General features: G+C 34.6%; 16 protein-coding genes. 6 read left to right on the top strand and 10 right to left on the bottom strand.

Features of this window, described 5'->3' with window-relative positions:
• Window positions 1-447: 447 nt before the first annotated feature.
• Window positions 448-879: a ribose 5-phosphate isomerase B gene (gene rpiB, locus QOX03_RS00080; RefSeq protein WP_283671770.1), complete on the top strand. Its 432-nt coding sequence runs from the start codon at window positions 448-450 to the stop codon at window positions 877-879.
• 110 nt (window positions 880-989) lie between these two features.
• On the top strand, window positions 990-1,364 hold the full coding sequence (locus tag QOX03_RS00075) for a group III truncated hemoglobin (RefSeq protein ID WP_283670986.1): 375 nt from the start codon (window positions 990-992) through the stop codon (window positions 1,362-1,364).
• A 112-nt stretch (window positions 1,365-1,476) separates the two neighbouring features.
• On the opposite strand, the gene rnhA is transcribed toward QOX03_RS00075, so the two are convergent.
• The 6 genes from rnhA to QOX03_RS00045 form a co-directional block, all read right to left on the bottom strand.
• Window positions 1,477-1,950, bottom strand: a complete 474-nt coding sequence (gene rnhA, locus QOX03_RS00070; protein ID WP_283670985.1) for a ribonuclease HI — start codon at window positions 1,948-1,950, stop codon at window positions 1,477-1,479.
• A gap of 8 nt (window positions 1,951-1,958) precedes the next feature.
• Window positions 1,959-2,441 (bottom strand): 6,7-dimethyl-8-ribityllumazine synthase, encoded by a 483-nt coding sequence (gene ribH / locus QOX03_RS00065; RefSeq protein ID WP_283670984.1) that lies wholly within the window; start codon window positions 2,439-2,441, stop codon window positions 1,959-1,961.
• Window positions 2,442-3,146 carry a YfgM family protein gene (locus QOX03_RS00060; RefSeq protein WP_283670983.1) on the bottom strand — a complete coding sequence of 235 codons (705 nt, stop codon included), beginning with the start codon at window positions 3,144-3,146 and terminating at the stop codon, window positions 2,442-2,444.
• Between the two features lie 185 nt (window positions 3,147-3,331).
• Window positions 3,332-3,919: a porin family protein gene (locus QOX03_RS00055; RefSeq protein WP_119057297.1), complete on the bottom strand. Its 588-nt coding sequence runs from the start codon at window positions 3,917-3,919 to the stop codon at window positions 3,332-3,334.
• Window positions 3,920-3,963: 44 nt separating this feature from the next.
• Entirely contained in the window at window positions 3,964-4,737 is a 774-nt protein-coding gene (locus QOX03_RS00050; RefSeq protein WP_283670982.1) for an ABC transporter ATP-binding protein, read from the bottom strand.
• The gene (locus QOX03_RS00045) at window positions 4,734-5,489 is read right to left on the bottom strand and encodes an MlaE family ABC transporter permease (protein WP_434800606.1); all 756 of its coding nucleotides are present in this window, start codon (window positions 5,487-5,489) and stop codon (window positions 4,734-4,736) included. Before QOX03_RS00045 ends, QOX03_RS00050 begins: the two co-directional genes overlap by 4 nt.
• A 54-nt stretch (window positions 5,490-5,543) precedes the next feature.
• Here QOX03_RS00045 and QOX03_RS00040 point away from each other — a divergent pair, with 54 nt between their 5' ends.
• The 4 genes from QOX03_RS00040 to QOX03_RS00025 all read left to right on the top strand — a co-directional run bounded on the left by QOX03_RS00040 (window position 5,544) and on the right by QOX03_RS00025 (window position 9,580).
• Window positions 5,544-6,137, top strand: coding sequence for a SprT-like domain-containing protein (locus QOX03_RS00040; RefSeq protein WP_283670981.1), 594 nt, complete (start codon window positions 5,544-5,546; stop codon window positions 6,135-6,137).
• Window positions 6,127-7,212: a mannose-1-phosphate guanylyltransferase gene (locus QOX03_RS00035; RefSeq protein WP_353616897.1), complete on the top strand. Its 1,086-nt coding sequence runs from the start codon at window positions 6,127-6,129 to the stop codon at window positions 7,210-7,212. Before QOX03_RS00040 ends, QOX03_RS00035 begins: the two co-directional genes overlap by 11 nt.
• A 3-nt stretch (window positions 7,213-7,215) precedes the next feature.
• Window positions 7,216-8,655 carry a DUF389 domain-containing protein gene (locus tag QOX03_RS00030; RefSeq protein WP_283670980.1) on the top strand — a complete coding sequence of 480 codons (1,440 nt, stop codon included), beginning with the start codon at window positions 7,216-7,218 and terminating at the stop codon, window positions 8,653-8,655.
• Between the two features lie 295 nt (window positions 8,656-8,950).
• Window positions 8,951-9,580, top strand: coding sequence for a tRNA1(Val) (adenine(37)-N6)-methyltransferase (locus QOX03_RS00025; RefSeq protein ID WP_283670979.1), 630 nt, complete (start codon window positions 8,951-8,953; stop codon window positions 9,578-9,580).
• Window positions 9,581-9,689: 109 nt separating this feature from the next.
• On the opposite strand, the gene QOX03_RS00020 is transcribed toward QOX03_RS00025, so the two are convergent.
• The 4 genes from QOX03_RS00020 to mnmG are packed head-to-tail and all read right to left on the bottom strand — an operon-like array spanning window position 9,690 to window position 13,566.
• A complete protein-coding gene (locus QOX03_RS00020) occupies window positions 9,690-10,376 on the bottom strand; it encodes a YiaD family glycine zipper/OmpA-like lipoprotein (RefSeq protein WP_283670978.1) in 687 nt (228 codons plus the stop codon).
• Between the two features lie 6 nt (window positions 10,377-10,382).
• Complete coding sequence (locus QOX03_RS00015; RefSeq protein ID WP_283670977.1) at window positions 10,383-10,853, bottom strand: lipocalin family protein; 471 nt, start codon at window positions 10,851-10,853, stop codon at window positions 10,383-10,385.
• A gap of 4 nt (window positions 10,854-10,857) precedes the next feature.
• Window positions 10,858-11,691, bottom strand: a complete 834-nt coding sequence (locus QOX03_RS00010; RefSeq protein ID WP_283670976.1) for a class I SAM-dependent methyltransferase — start codon at window positions 11,689-11,691, stop codon at window positions 10,858-10,860.
• A 6-nt stretch (window positions 11,692-11,697) separates the two neighbouring features.
• Entirely contained in the window at window positions 11,698-13,566 is a 1,869-nt protein-coding gene (gene mnmG, locus QOX03_RS00005; protein ID WP_283670975.1) for a tRNA uridine-5-carboxymethylaminomethyl(34) synthesis enzyme MnmG, read from the bottom strand.
• Window positions 13,567-13,656 lie beyond the last annotated feature (90 nt).

Below are 13,656 nucleotides of genomic sequence, written 5' to 3'. Positions count from 1 at the left end.
ATTTATTATTTATTTGATTTTAAAAAATTTTAAAAAGAAAGTAATGAATATAATTGCGCTGTGAAGATGTTTAAAACTAATGGGCGAAATATTTTATTCAAAAATTTTTAAAAGCCTTATAAAATTTTAAGTATCTTGGAATGAGGTAATAAAAGAGGTTATCAACATTTCAACAATCGAAGAAGTTATCAAAATTTCTTTATAAATTAAAGAAAGAAAAAGTATTAAAAAAAGGTTTATAAATTTTTAAATCAACTGAAAACTTTTCTTGCGTAATTCATTGCTAGTTTTGTATTGGTAAATTTTTTAAATAAATCAAATGAATTTATGAGAATTTTTTAAGTTTAATTAAAATTATATTAACATTGAATTTTTATTAATAAGTATTTGAATTTTAATTATTTAAATTAATTTTACGAAATAAGCATGTTAAAAACTAAGATTATGATGAAAATAGCCATCGGTGCAGACCACGCAGGTTTTGAACTAAAGGAAGAAATTAAAGACTTATTAACAATAAAAGGTTTTGAAACAGAGGATTTTGGAACTTTTTCCACCGCAAGTGTTGATTACCCCGATTTCGCTCACCCTACTGCTGATGCTGTGGAAAAAGGAGATGCTGACTTAGGGATTTTGCTCTGTGGTTCTGGCAATGGAATTGCGATGGCCGCTAATAAGCATCAGAGCATTAGAGCGGCGATTTGCTGGGAAACTGAATTGGCAAAATTAGCGCGTCAACACAATGATGCAAATATTTTGGTATTGCCAGCTCGTTTTATTGAAAAAAGTGATGCTTTTGCCATTGTTGAAGCTTTTTTGGGTACAAAATTCGAAGGAGGAAGACACCAAAATAGAGTTGAAAAAATTGCTTGTATATAGAATTTTTTTAAGGCTTTTAAAATTTTTAATAAATAATTGATTTTCATTTAATTTACTTTAATCATAAATAATTAATTAAAATCATTCTAAATTTGTATAAATTCCATAGCATGAAAGATATTCAAGATATAGAAGATGTGAAACAAATGGTTGATTCCTTCTACGGGAAAATCCGAAAGGATGAGCTGCTTGGTCCTATTTTCAACGGATTGATACAGGATAGATGGGCAGAACATTTAGAAAAAATGTATGCTTTTTGGGAAACTGTTTTGCTAGATAATCATTCATACTACGGGAGTCCATTTGCCCCGCATGCCACGATGGATGTGCAAAAACATCATTTTGAACGTTGGGTAGAAATATTCAATGCTAATATGGATTCACTTTTTGCAGGTGAAATTGCAGATGAAGCTAAATGGAGAGCTGCAAAAATGGCTGAAATGTTTAATTATAAAATTCAATATATCAGAGAAAACAGATTGTAGAATGGATGCACCTGTAGTGAATTAATTATAAAAAAGTTACTCAAAATACTGAAATTTAATATATTGTATTGAATACCAAATGAATAAAAATAATGAGTAAGCTTGAAGTAAGTTAAAAATTAAAGTTCTCTTGTCTTTCGTAGCCCAAGTCTATTTTCAGGTCTTTGGCATCAGCAGCTTGAGTAGCCAATTGGTCAGCTAATTCATTCCAATGGTAGCCAGCGTGTCCTTTAACCCATTCCATTTTGACTTGATGTTTACGAAAATTCCTCAGAAATCTTTGCCATAAATCAGGGTTTTTCTTGCTTTTGTAGCCTGTTTTTTCCCAGTTAAAAACCCATCTTTTATTGACTGCATTACATACATATTTGGAGTCCGTAAAGATGGTAATATCCTGCTGTGGAGCTTTTAATTTTTCTAAGGCTACAATCGCTGCCAGTAATTCCATCCTATTATTGGTGGTTTTTCTAAAACCCATTGAAAATTCTTTCTTCACTCTTTTCTCAGGTGCAATTAGTACTACACCATAGCCTCCGCGGCCAGGGTTTCCTCGCGAGGAGCCATCTGTGTAAGCAAAAATTTTCATAAAAAAATTTAACGGATTAATTTATTTTTAAGAACCGCCATATGTATTGCCACCACAGCTGCTTCTACGCCTTTGTTTCCATGTTCTCCGCCAGAACGAGATAAGGATTGCTGCTCATTTTCATCTGTCAATACACAAAAAATTACGGGTGTATTCTGTTGAACATTCAGGTCTTTGATTCCTTGTGTAACGCCTTGGCATACGTAGTCGAAATGAGCGGTTTCTCCTCTGATGACACAACCAATCACAATAACGGCATCGCATTCTTCTGCAATGACTTTTGCTCCATAAATCAGCTCAAAACTGCCAGGGACTTCCACTATCATGATATTATCTATTTCTGCACCTAAATCAATCAATGTATCCACAGCGCCCTTTTGCAGAGCGTGGGTAATGTGTTTATTCCATTGGGAAACAACAATGCCAAACTTATAGGGTTTGGCATTGGCTACTTTCCCTTTGTCGTATTGTGATAAATTGGTTGTTGCCATTTATTTCTGAGCTGACTCAAATAATGCTGCCAAACGATCTAATTCATTATCTGGCGCATCATTGTATTTTTCTAAATATTCTTTTATCTTCCCATATGCCTTATCATTTGCTCCTATTTCGTGGGCCAATATGGCATATTTCTTAGTATAAATTCTTTCTAAAACTTGCAGATCTGAAGCCCTTATTGCTTTTTCATAAGCGGCTAAAGCTTCATCTTTTTTGCCTAATTGCACGTAGGTATCACCCGTTGCTCCTTCTTTTACTGCTTTGAGTGCTACTTCTGAAGTATTGAAGTTTTTAAAATTTTCTAAAGCTTCTTGGTAATTCCCTAGCTGGTAATTAGCTATTCCTGCTTTGTATTCCGCTATTTTGGCTAAATCTGTGCCCTTGTATTCATTTAAAATTTGATTGTACCCCATATAAGCTCCTGGGCTTCCGTTCAAGGCTAGTTGCATGCTGTCTTGCTCAAACATGGTGTCTGCTGTCACGATCTCATTCTGTGCTTCTTCATTTCTTGGGTCTACATAAAATTTGAGATAGGCAAAGTAACCAACTGCAGCTAAAATTAATGCTCCAAAAACAATGGCTAAAATCTTAGCATTTTTTTCTAAAAAATTTTCACTGCTTTGTGCTGTTTGCTCTAGTGATTCAAAAGCTTCTTCCGTAGCGTATTTATGTTCTTTTTTAGTGTTTTTTGTTGCCATAAAATTTGGTTGTAAACTGCAAAAATAATTTTTTTTGAGTAAAGAGTATCATTGAAAGAATAAAAATTATTTCAAAAATCTTCTTTTTTTCTTTATTCCAGTATTTTTTTTAAAGCCTTAAAAAAAATCGCCAAGGTTTATGTACTCTTGACGATTTATCTTTTCTTTTATAATTTATTTAAATTTTAAAATTCATAACCTACACTCACGTGAAATAACTTTGGGGTATTCTTGGTTTGGAATTTTAAATTTTGGTTTTTCACAAAGTCCGTTTGCCTATCACTCAATGGGAAGTCATAGCGTAAGTCTACATGAAATTTATGAAACTCTACGCCTGCACCCAGCTGTAAACCTATGGAGAAGTCATCTTTTTTGATGTCTGAAACATTTTTCCAGTCGATGTTGTCTTTGAAATAATAAGATAAAACGGGGCCGGCTTGTAGTTTAAATAGTTTTGCAAAAGTTGTCCCAACGCTTACTGGTATGTCAACTCTTTGATAGCGTACATCAAAAGATTCATTTGTTTCAGCTAAATATTTATTTTTATAAGTTACGTACAGGATTTCAGGTTCCACAAAAAATCCAGCTAATTTAAATTCTTTGAAAACGCCTATGTGGTATCCTACATTATTTTTCCCTTTCTGTTGATAAGCCGTATTCACTGATTTAAATATTCCTTCGTCATTATTGAAGGTTAAACCTGCTTTTACACCGATTTGTGCATGTGCTGCAGTGGTAAATACCAATAGTAGTAATAGAGTTATTTTTTTCATAGAGTCAAATTTATAATAAATTTATTATAAGGCTTAAAATTTTTTTATTTTTTTTCCTCTTTTTGCATTGCAGTTCTTACGTGTTGCATAAGATTTGAACTGTACACAAATTCTGAAACATCTTCGTGGTCTGTAAATACAATTTCTTCATTGGTGCCTTCCCAAGCTTTCAGGCCATCTTTTAAAAAAACGATTTTCTCACCAATTTCTATTACCGAATTCATATCATGTGAGTTGATGACGGTTGTGATGTTGTTCTCGTGAGTGATTTCGCTAATCAGATTATCGATAACGATGGCTGTTTCTGGGTCGAGCCCAGAGTTAGGCTCGTCACAAAATAGGTATTTGGGGCTGTTGACAATGGCTCGGGCGATGGCAACTCTTTTTTGCATTCCACCTGAAATTTCAGATGGTTTTTTCTTGAAAGCATCTTCCTCTATATTCACTCGCGTGAGGGCTTGGTGTACGCGATCTTTTTTTTCTGATGTGCTCATTTTTGTAAACATATCAAGTGGGAATTGAACGTTCTGCTCCACGTTTAGAAAGTCAAATAAAGCGCTGTATTGGAAAACGGTACCGATTTGTTCTCGTCGTTCTCGGTCGGCATCCGCATTTTTGCTATTATTTTCTAAGCCTTCAAAAATAATTTCTCCACTTGTAGGTTCAAACAAACCTAGCAAACATTTGAAAAACACTGTTTTCCCAGCGCCACTAGAGCCAATGATTAAACTCGTTTTCCCACTTTCAAATACAGTGTCTATTCCTTTTAAGACTTCTTTGTCTCCGAATGATTTTTTTAAATTTTTTACTTCTATCATAGCAGCATTTGTGTTAAGATTAGATTAGAAATAATTAAAACTATGCATGTCCAAACCACAGCGGTGGTGCTGGCTCTCCCAACTTCTAAGGAACCTCCTTTTACCGTATAGCCGAAGTAGGCTGGGATTGTGGCTATGATGAATGCAAAAACTTCCATTTTTATAAAACTATAGGTGTAAAACCATGTATCAAAGTTCATTTGTAAACCTTCAACAAAATCTACCGATGCCCATTGCCCCGTGAATATTCCGACCAAATAGCCGCCTAAAACGCTTGAGATAATCGAAAACATCAATAAAATAGGCCAGAAGATCAAGGCTGCAATAATTTTTGGTAAAATTAAAAATGTGGCGCTATTTACTCCCATGACTTCCAATGCATCTATTTGCTCTGTAACCCGCATTGTCCCAATACTGGATGCAATAAAAGAGCCTACTTTACCAGCTAAAATAATACAGATAATCGTGGATGAAAATTCTAATACAATGATGACTTTTGTTGCGTACCCGACATATGAATCAGGCACAGGAAATGCTGCTCCTTTGAAGTTTTGATACAGTTGTAAGGCCAACACGGCTCCCATAAATAGAGATAAAATTGCTACTAAACCTACTGAGTTCACGCCAAGATCATATAGTTCTCTGACTACAAGATTTTTATAAACCTTCCAGTTTTTTGGTCTTTTGAAAACGTCTGACATGACTTGAACGTAGTGACCAAGAAAAGTGAAAAATCTTTCTAATATTTTCATAATGCTAAATTAATTTATTTTTTCGTGCTCAGCTATTTTTTTTACTTTAAACTCATGGTTAAAAATATTTTATCAAATTATTTACCGATTGGGGCAGAGCAGTGGGTAGAAAAATGGTGTGCTGGGCACCGAGTTATCATCGAGATAAAATCTGCAAGAAAAAGAAAATTAGGGGATTATAGAAAAGAAAAGAGTTGTCATAAAATTTCTGTCAATCATGATTTAAATGAAAATTTATTCTTCTTGACCTTAACGCATGAAATTGCTCATTTGCTTTCTTTTGCTAAATATGGTAAAGAAATAAAGCCCCATGGGAGAGAATGGAAGTTTGTTTTTGGGAAATTGATTCATCAATCGCTAGAAGTTTACCCTAAAGATTTGCAACTTATTCTTTTAAATTTTGCTCAAAATCCAAAGGCTAATTTCTATGCTTATGCTCCTTTGGTCAGTTATTTTCATCATCAAAAGCATCCTGAGGCCTTGTTTTTAAAAGATTTAGAAGAAGGCTCTCTCTTTTTTCTGGAAGACAAAAAGTTCTTGAAAGGTGAAAAAAGAAAAATAAAATATATTTGCACCGAACAAATCAGTGGTAAGTCTTATATAATTGATGGCTTGGCTCTGGTGAAATTAATTGATAATGATGATTAAGTATCAAAATATTTATTGTGTAATCATGGCTGGTGGCGTAGGTAGTAGGTTTTGGCCCATGAGCACAACCAAAAGTCCTAAGCAATTTCACGATGTGCTGGGCGTAGGTAAAACTTTGATTCAACAAACCTATGAGCGATTGCTGAAGATTACGTCTTCTGATAAAATCTTTGTCATTACAGATCAGGATTATGTAAATTTGACTCAAGATCAACTGCCAGCGATTGATAGGAAGCAAATCATCGCCGAGCCGTTTGGGATGAATACTGCTCCTTGCTCTCTCTACTCAGCATTTAAAATTAAGCAATTGGATGAAAATGCTACTTTGCTCATCTGCCCGTCAGACCATTTAATTTTAGATACTGATGATTTTGTGAAAGATGCTAAACTGGGCTTAGCTTCTGCACAAGCCAATGATTTTCTTTACACGTTGGGCATTAACCCAACACGCCCTGATACTGGCTATGGTTACATTCAATTTATCGAAAATGGTGAAAAGATAAAATCTGTGAAAACCTTTACAGAAAAGCCTAATCTAAATATGGCTAAAAAATTTATGCAATCGGGTGATTTTCTATGGAATTCTGGAATTTTTATCTGGAAGGTTTCTTCTATTTTAAAAGCCTTTAAAAATTTCTTGCCAGATATGTACTCTTCTTTTCTATCGATTGAAGATAAAATGAATAGAGAGGACGAGTTTGAACAAGTTAAAAGAGTCTACCCAACTCTACATAAAATTAGTATTGATGTAGGAATTCTCGAGAAAGCTAAAAACGTGAAAGTCATAAAATCTAATTTTGGATGGAGCGATTTAGGAACCTGGGATGCCTTGTATGAAAGAGGCATGAAGGATGATAAAAAAAATGTTACCTTTGGTGAGCATGTTTTTTTCTACAATAGCCAAGGGAACATGATTTTTGCTAAAAAAAATAAAGCAGTAGTCATCGATGGTTTAGAAGACTATATAGTCGTAGATACCGCCAATGGATTGCTGATTACACCACTCAATAAGACCCAAGAGGTGAAAACTTATGTGAATGATTTGAGACTGAATAAAAAAAATAATTTCTTATAATTTATGTCAACATTCAAAGAAAATATAGAGACTGAAAAACCTTCATTTGGAAAACTTATATTTGATTTTTTCAAAGGGATATTCAATCTTTCAGATCAGGTAGATAAAACTCGAACTCGAGAAGAAGTTTTGGCCAACATTAGCTTCAAGGGTATGCCTGCTTTTATTTTGATGGCTTCTGTTTTTGTTGCTTCTATTGGGTTGAATGCCAATTCGGTAGCCGTAGTCATAGGGGCGATGTTAATTTCCCCTCTCATGGGGCCAATCATGGGGCTTGGCTATTCTGTTGCGGTGAATGATATAGATACGCTCAAGAAATCATTGACAAACTTTTTCATCATGGTAGGAATTGCTCTTATCACTTCCTATCTTTATTTTTTATTCGTTCCGCTCAAAACCTTAAACGAGCAATTAATTGGCCGCATAGAACCCACTTCTCTAGATGTTTTGATTGGAATTTCTGGCGGATTGGCTGGCATTGCTGCATTTAGCAGTAAAATAAAGAATTCTAACGTTATCGCTGGAGTAGCCATTGCTACTGCGCTGATGCCACCACTTTGCACCGCTGGCTATGGTTTTGCTATGGGCTCAGACTTGATTGGGTATAAGGACTACACAGGCATAGGAGCAGGGCTCAACGCATTATATTTATTTTTCATCAACTCTGTATTTATTGGAATTTCTACTTTTTTATACATTAAATTAAATAAATTCCCGTTAGCAAAATATCAAAATGCAGCCCAAGCAAGGAAAACTAATTTCATCATCATTATACTCTCTGTCATTACAATGTTGCCGAGTGCCTTTATTTTCTATGATATAATAAAAGAAGAATTTTATAAAGCCAAAGTCAAAGAATTTCTAAGAGAAGAGGTTTCCCCCATGTACCAAAATGGATTCTTAAATATAAATAACCCTATCTTGAGCGACAGAGATAGTTTACGCTTTATCACCATTTCTACATTGACCGAGAGAGTACCAGAAGAAGTCATCAAAAACTGGAATAAAGTCTTAAAGTCCAAATATCACTTACAAAATACCAAACTCATTGTACACCAAGGAGGCTATTCTGAAGACTTCTTAAGACAAAAAAGTCAAGATTTTATGGGTAGCATTTATCTAAACAATCAAAAAGAAATACGCAAGAAAGATTCTATCATTCTAGAGCTACAGCATCAAATTCAGAGACTAAATAGCGATAGCATTCCCTTCATCAGCGTTGCTAAAGAACTAAGAGCTCAATACCCTAACATCAAGAACTTTGGCTATGCTAATTTTAGCAAAACAAATTTTAAATCTAAAAATATTATCCCAACTTTTTTAATTCAATGGGATAATTCCAATAAGGCAAAAGCCCAAAGGGAAAAAAACGAAGACGAGAAAAGAATTCGTTCTTATCTCAGAACTCGTTTATCTTTAGACACTTTAGATATAGTACAATGATCTTGAATTTTTCTCACTTATTAAAATTTTTTAAGGCTTAAAAAAAACTAGGAAAAATCATCATTTATTGCCTTTCATTGCTTAAAAAATTTCTTTAACTTTCAAAAAAATTAAGCAATGACTGAATTTATTATTTTTGCGATGATTGTAGCTGTTTTTTGTGCAATAGTCATTTATCAACTAAACGTTTACAAAAATATCAACAAAGATTTCTAGAAAATATAAACCCTTTCAATTCAAGCAATTCTCTGTAGAGCAAAACGCCTCGGCTGCCAAAATCGGAACCGATGGCGTATTGCTAGGTGCTTGGTCTTTTTTAGAAGACTCTCCCACGCATATTTTAGACATTGGGAGTGGAACGGGAGTAATTAGCTTAATGCAAGCTCAAAAATTCAAAAAAGCTGAAATTCATGCTGCCGAAATTGAAATAAAAGCTTATAACGAAACAAAATTTAATTTTGAAGTTTCCCCTTGGGGAAATCGTTTAACTGCTTTAAATTGCAATTATTTAAGCCATTTTTTTAACTGTTTTTATGATTTAGTGTTAACTAATCCTCCTTTTTACAGTAATTCATTTTCTTCATCTTCAGGAAAAAGAAATTTTGCACGGCAAGAAAAATTTTTACCGTTTGAAGATTTATTTGAGAAGACAAGAAAAATAATTTCACCTAGAGGAAATTTTCAGCTTATCGTACCAGCAGTAGCCGAAGAAAAAATTTTAAATCTTGCTCAGAAAAATAATTTCCATTTAAATCGTATTTGCAGAGTCCAAGGAAGCCCATTTTCTCCCATCAAAAGGATTTTATTTTCTTTCTCAAAAATACCCAAGAAATTCTCAGAAGAAGTATTAATAATCGAAAAGGAGAGGGGGCTTTATACCGAAAATTATAAAGCTCTCACACAAGAATTTTATTTAAATTTTTAAAGGCTTAAAAATTTTTTATAAACCATTTTTTCATTTTTTTTTGCATAAAAAAATCACCTCTTTACGAGGTGATTTTACAATTTTATAAAAGGCTTCAGAAATTAATGCCTTATTGATTTTGAGCTTCCAATTCAGCTTCTTTTTTCATTTTCTCATTTGCAGTAATTGCAAACTCAACACGTCTGTTCCCAGCTCTTCCCTCAGCGGTATCGTTAGAGAATCTTGGTTCTTCTTTCCCCATACCTACAACTTTCAGTCGGCTGGATTTGATTCCTTTTTGATTTAAATAATCAGCTACCGATTTTGCTCTTTTTTCTGATAAAGGTTGATTATAGTTCTGTGAACCTACATTATCGGTGTGGCCAACAATCAAAATATTAGTTTCTGGATATTCTTGGAATATTTCCACAACTTTATTTAGGTTAGTCTTCGCATCTTCCGTCAAATCAGATTTATTATACTGGAAACGTACTTCTGATTTTTCATCCAAAATTACTTGGATTCCTTCCTCCGAACGTACAACTTCTGCTCCTGGCATAGCTTGTTCTATTTCTTCGGCTTGTTTATCCATTTTTTTACCAATAATGGCTCCAGCCGTTCCACCCACAGCACCGCCTAAAATAGCACCTAGAGCGCGGTTATTCTTCCCGAGTAGGGCTCCTAATCCTGCACCCGCTACGGCACCAATAGTTGCTCCTCGCTGAGATTTATTGGTGTTTTGCACCGCATCACATCCTGAGAATATAAGGGCTATTGCTACTAAAAAAGGTAAAATTTTAAAATTCATTTTTTTCATTGTTTTTTATTTTTTTGAAAAGTTAAATAATAAGGTTTCTTTTTGTCCGTTTACAGGAATTTCTTGTGAAAATACTGCATTAGATTCTGTGATGCTCACAACGCGCATTTTATATCCTGAGCGCACATTTTTTGCTTTCTCTCCATTAAGTTGTTTAAACCAAAAGTAAGGGACTCCGTTTTCCTCCGTCATATGCCAACTGATTTTATTTTCACCAGAAGGGCAATTTTCAGTTTGATTTAATTCATAAAAACCAGAACTATTATTAGCCACCAAGTGCCAAGAGCTCCCCTCAAAGCATTTTTTACTAGCTTGATTGAAAAGATTATTTATGGTTAATCCTTTGCTATTAGCCGTCACGCTAGTCAATTCCCAGTCTCCTCTCATGTCTTTTTCTGCCTGTTTAGCAACTTTAGCTGTATTACAAGCACCGAGAGTGAGTAGTGCAGATAGCCCGAGTAAATGTATTTTATTCATATTTCTATTGATTTAGTTTTAAAACATACAAAATTGAGGAATAATTTTGCGTCTTTAGAGCTTTTATATTAGAAAAAAATCCGACGCTCAATCCTCTTATTTTCCCCCATGCACTTGATTTCTTATACTGTTCTGATATTAAACTGACGTAGAAGGAATCAAAAAGCATCGGGTATCTCTTAACTATAATCATGCCAAATTGCTGAGCAAAATTTTCTACTGCATCTGGAGAGAAATGCCATTGGTGGCGTGGCACGTCATAAGCTGCCCAATAATTTTGATAAAATTGTGCATCAAAGCTTTTATAATTAGGTAGTGCTAATAACATTATTCCCTCAGGATTTAAATTATTTTTTAAGCCTTCAAAAATCTCCTCAAAATCGGGAATATGTTCCAAAACATGAAACAGCGTGATGGCGTCAAATTTCCCTGTGATTTCATCCAATAATTGATTTTTTTTATTTTTTTTCAGGAAATTTTCTTGCGCTTGTTTTCCTGGTTCAAATCCATAAGAATTAATTTTATTCTCTGCGAGAAAATGCACAAAATCTCCCTTCCCACACCCGTAGTCTAAAACAGAATTGAGCTGAGGAGCATGCTTGTTGAGTATTTTAAGTTTTTGTTTTTGATTGTATTTTTGAGCTATGGAATAAATTTTTTCAAAAGCATTTGATTTTTGATTTTGGTGAGAAATGTATTTCCCTTGGTAATATTTCTCAAGCTCCTCATTGCTCATTCGAGGATTTGTTTCCAATAAACCCGAATAAAGTTCACTCTTCACTATCTCAAACGATTCTTGTGAACTAAAATAATCTTTTAATTTTAAATAATGTTCCACGTGAAACTATCTACCTAAATGAACTAATAAAATACTAATATCTGAAGGAGAAACTCCACTAATTCGGCTAGCTTGTGCAATCGTATTGGGCTGAATTTTAGTCAACTTTTGCCGTCCTTCCATCGAGATGCTTTGTATGCTCATAAAATCAAAATCGTTAGGAATCTTGACGTATTCTAAGCGATTTAATTTCTCTGCGTTTTCTTTTTCTTTTTGAATGTAGCCCTCATACTTGATTTGAATTTCTGCCTGTTGTTTCACTTCTTCATTTAATTCATTTTCTTTATAATAATTTTTTAAAGCTTTTATTTTTTCAAAGTCATTTATTCCTAATTCTGGCCGCCTGAGAATCGGCTGCATTTTCATTTTTTGTGTAATTGGTGACCCCTTTTTTTCTTCTATAACAGGATTGATTTCAGTAGGGTCGATAGAGGTTTTTTCAATAAACGAAATCAACTCTTTTGCTTTTTCATATTTGCTAAGCATTTTCTTGTACCGCTGTTCTGATGCCAAACCAATAGCATATCCTATTGGCGTTAGCCGCTCATCTGCATTGTCTTGACGGAGAATAATTCTAAATTCTGCCCGAGACGTGAACATTCTGTAGGGCTCTTGGGTTCCTTTTGTAATCAAATCGTCGATTAAAACTCCGATGTAAGCCTCATTTCGAGATAAAATTAATTCTTTTTGATTTTTAACAGCCAATGCAGCATTGATGCCTGCCATCAAACCTTGGCAAGCCGCTTCTTCATAGCCCGTCGTTCCATTGATTTGCCCAGCAAAATAAAGTCCTTGCACCAATTTAGTCTCAAGAGTATGTTTCAGCTGCGTTGGCGGGAAATAATCGTATTCTATTGCATAACCTGGGCGGAATATTTTAGCTTTTTCTAATCCAGGAATTTCTCGTAAAGCCTTCGCTTGAACTTCTTCTGGCAAAGAAGTACTAAATCCATTGAGATAAATTTCAATTGTATTTTCACCTTCAGGTTCTACAAAAATTTGATGTCTATTTCTTTCTGCAAAACGATTTATTTTATCTTCTATCGAGGGGCAATATCTGGGTCCAATGCTTTCTATTGTCCCATTAAACATTGGTGAACGGTCAAACCCACTTCTTAAAATATCATGAACAGTATCGTTGGTATAAGTCATCCAGCAAGAGGTTTGATTTTCTAAATTTGAAGTATTGAGGTAACTAAATTTCTTGGGATTTTCATCACCAGGCTGTTCTATCATTTTAGAATAGTCTAACGAACGCCCGTCTAATCGGGGCGGAGTTCCTGTTTTCATTCTGCCACTTTCAAAGCCTAAATTCACTAATTGCTCTGTGATTCCTTTTGCAGATTTTTCTCCCATTCGTCCGCCACCACGTTGTTTTAATCCTACATGAATTAAGCCATTAAGGAATGTTCCGTTAGTTAAAATCACCTTTTTAGCCTTGATTATAACGCCCAAAGAAGTTACTACGCCAGCGATTTTACCTTTATTAAAATAGAGTTCTGAAACCATTTCTTGGTAAAAATCTAAATTATCGGTTTGTTCTAGAATTTGTCGCCATTTCTCAGCAAAGCGCATGCGGTCAGATTGTGCGCGTGGGCTCCACATCGCAGGGCCTTTTGATAGATTAAGCATTTTAAATTGAATCATGGTTTCGTCTGTCACAACCCCAGTGTACCCACCCAAAGCATCGATTTCACGCACAATTTGTCCTTTTGCAATCCCTCCAATCGCAGGATTGCAAGACATTTGACCTATCGTCTGCAAATTCATGGTAACCAGCAGGGTAGAAACCCCCAAATTTGCCGCCGCCGCTGCCGCTTCGCAACCCGCATGACCGCCGCCCACAACTATAACATCGTATTCGCTTAAAAACATATGAAAATTTTTACACGTTCCACGTGGAACATATGCAAAGATATGAATTATGATTTTTTTTAAGGCTTAAAAAAAATCTATGAAAATAAA

Source organism: Candidatus Ornithobacterium hominis, from assembly GCF_951229915.1.
Lineage (GTDB): Bacteria > Bacteroidota > Bacteroidia > Flavobacteriales > Weeksellaceae > Ornithobacterium > Ornithobacterium hominis.
This window is presented reverse-complemented; position numbering and strand designations above follow the sequence as displayed.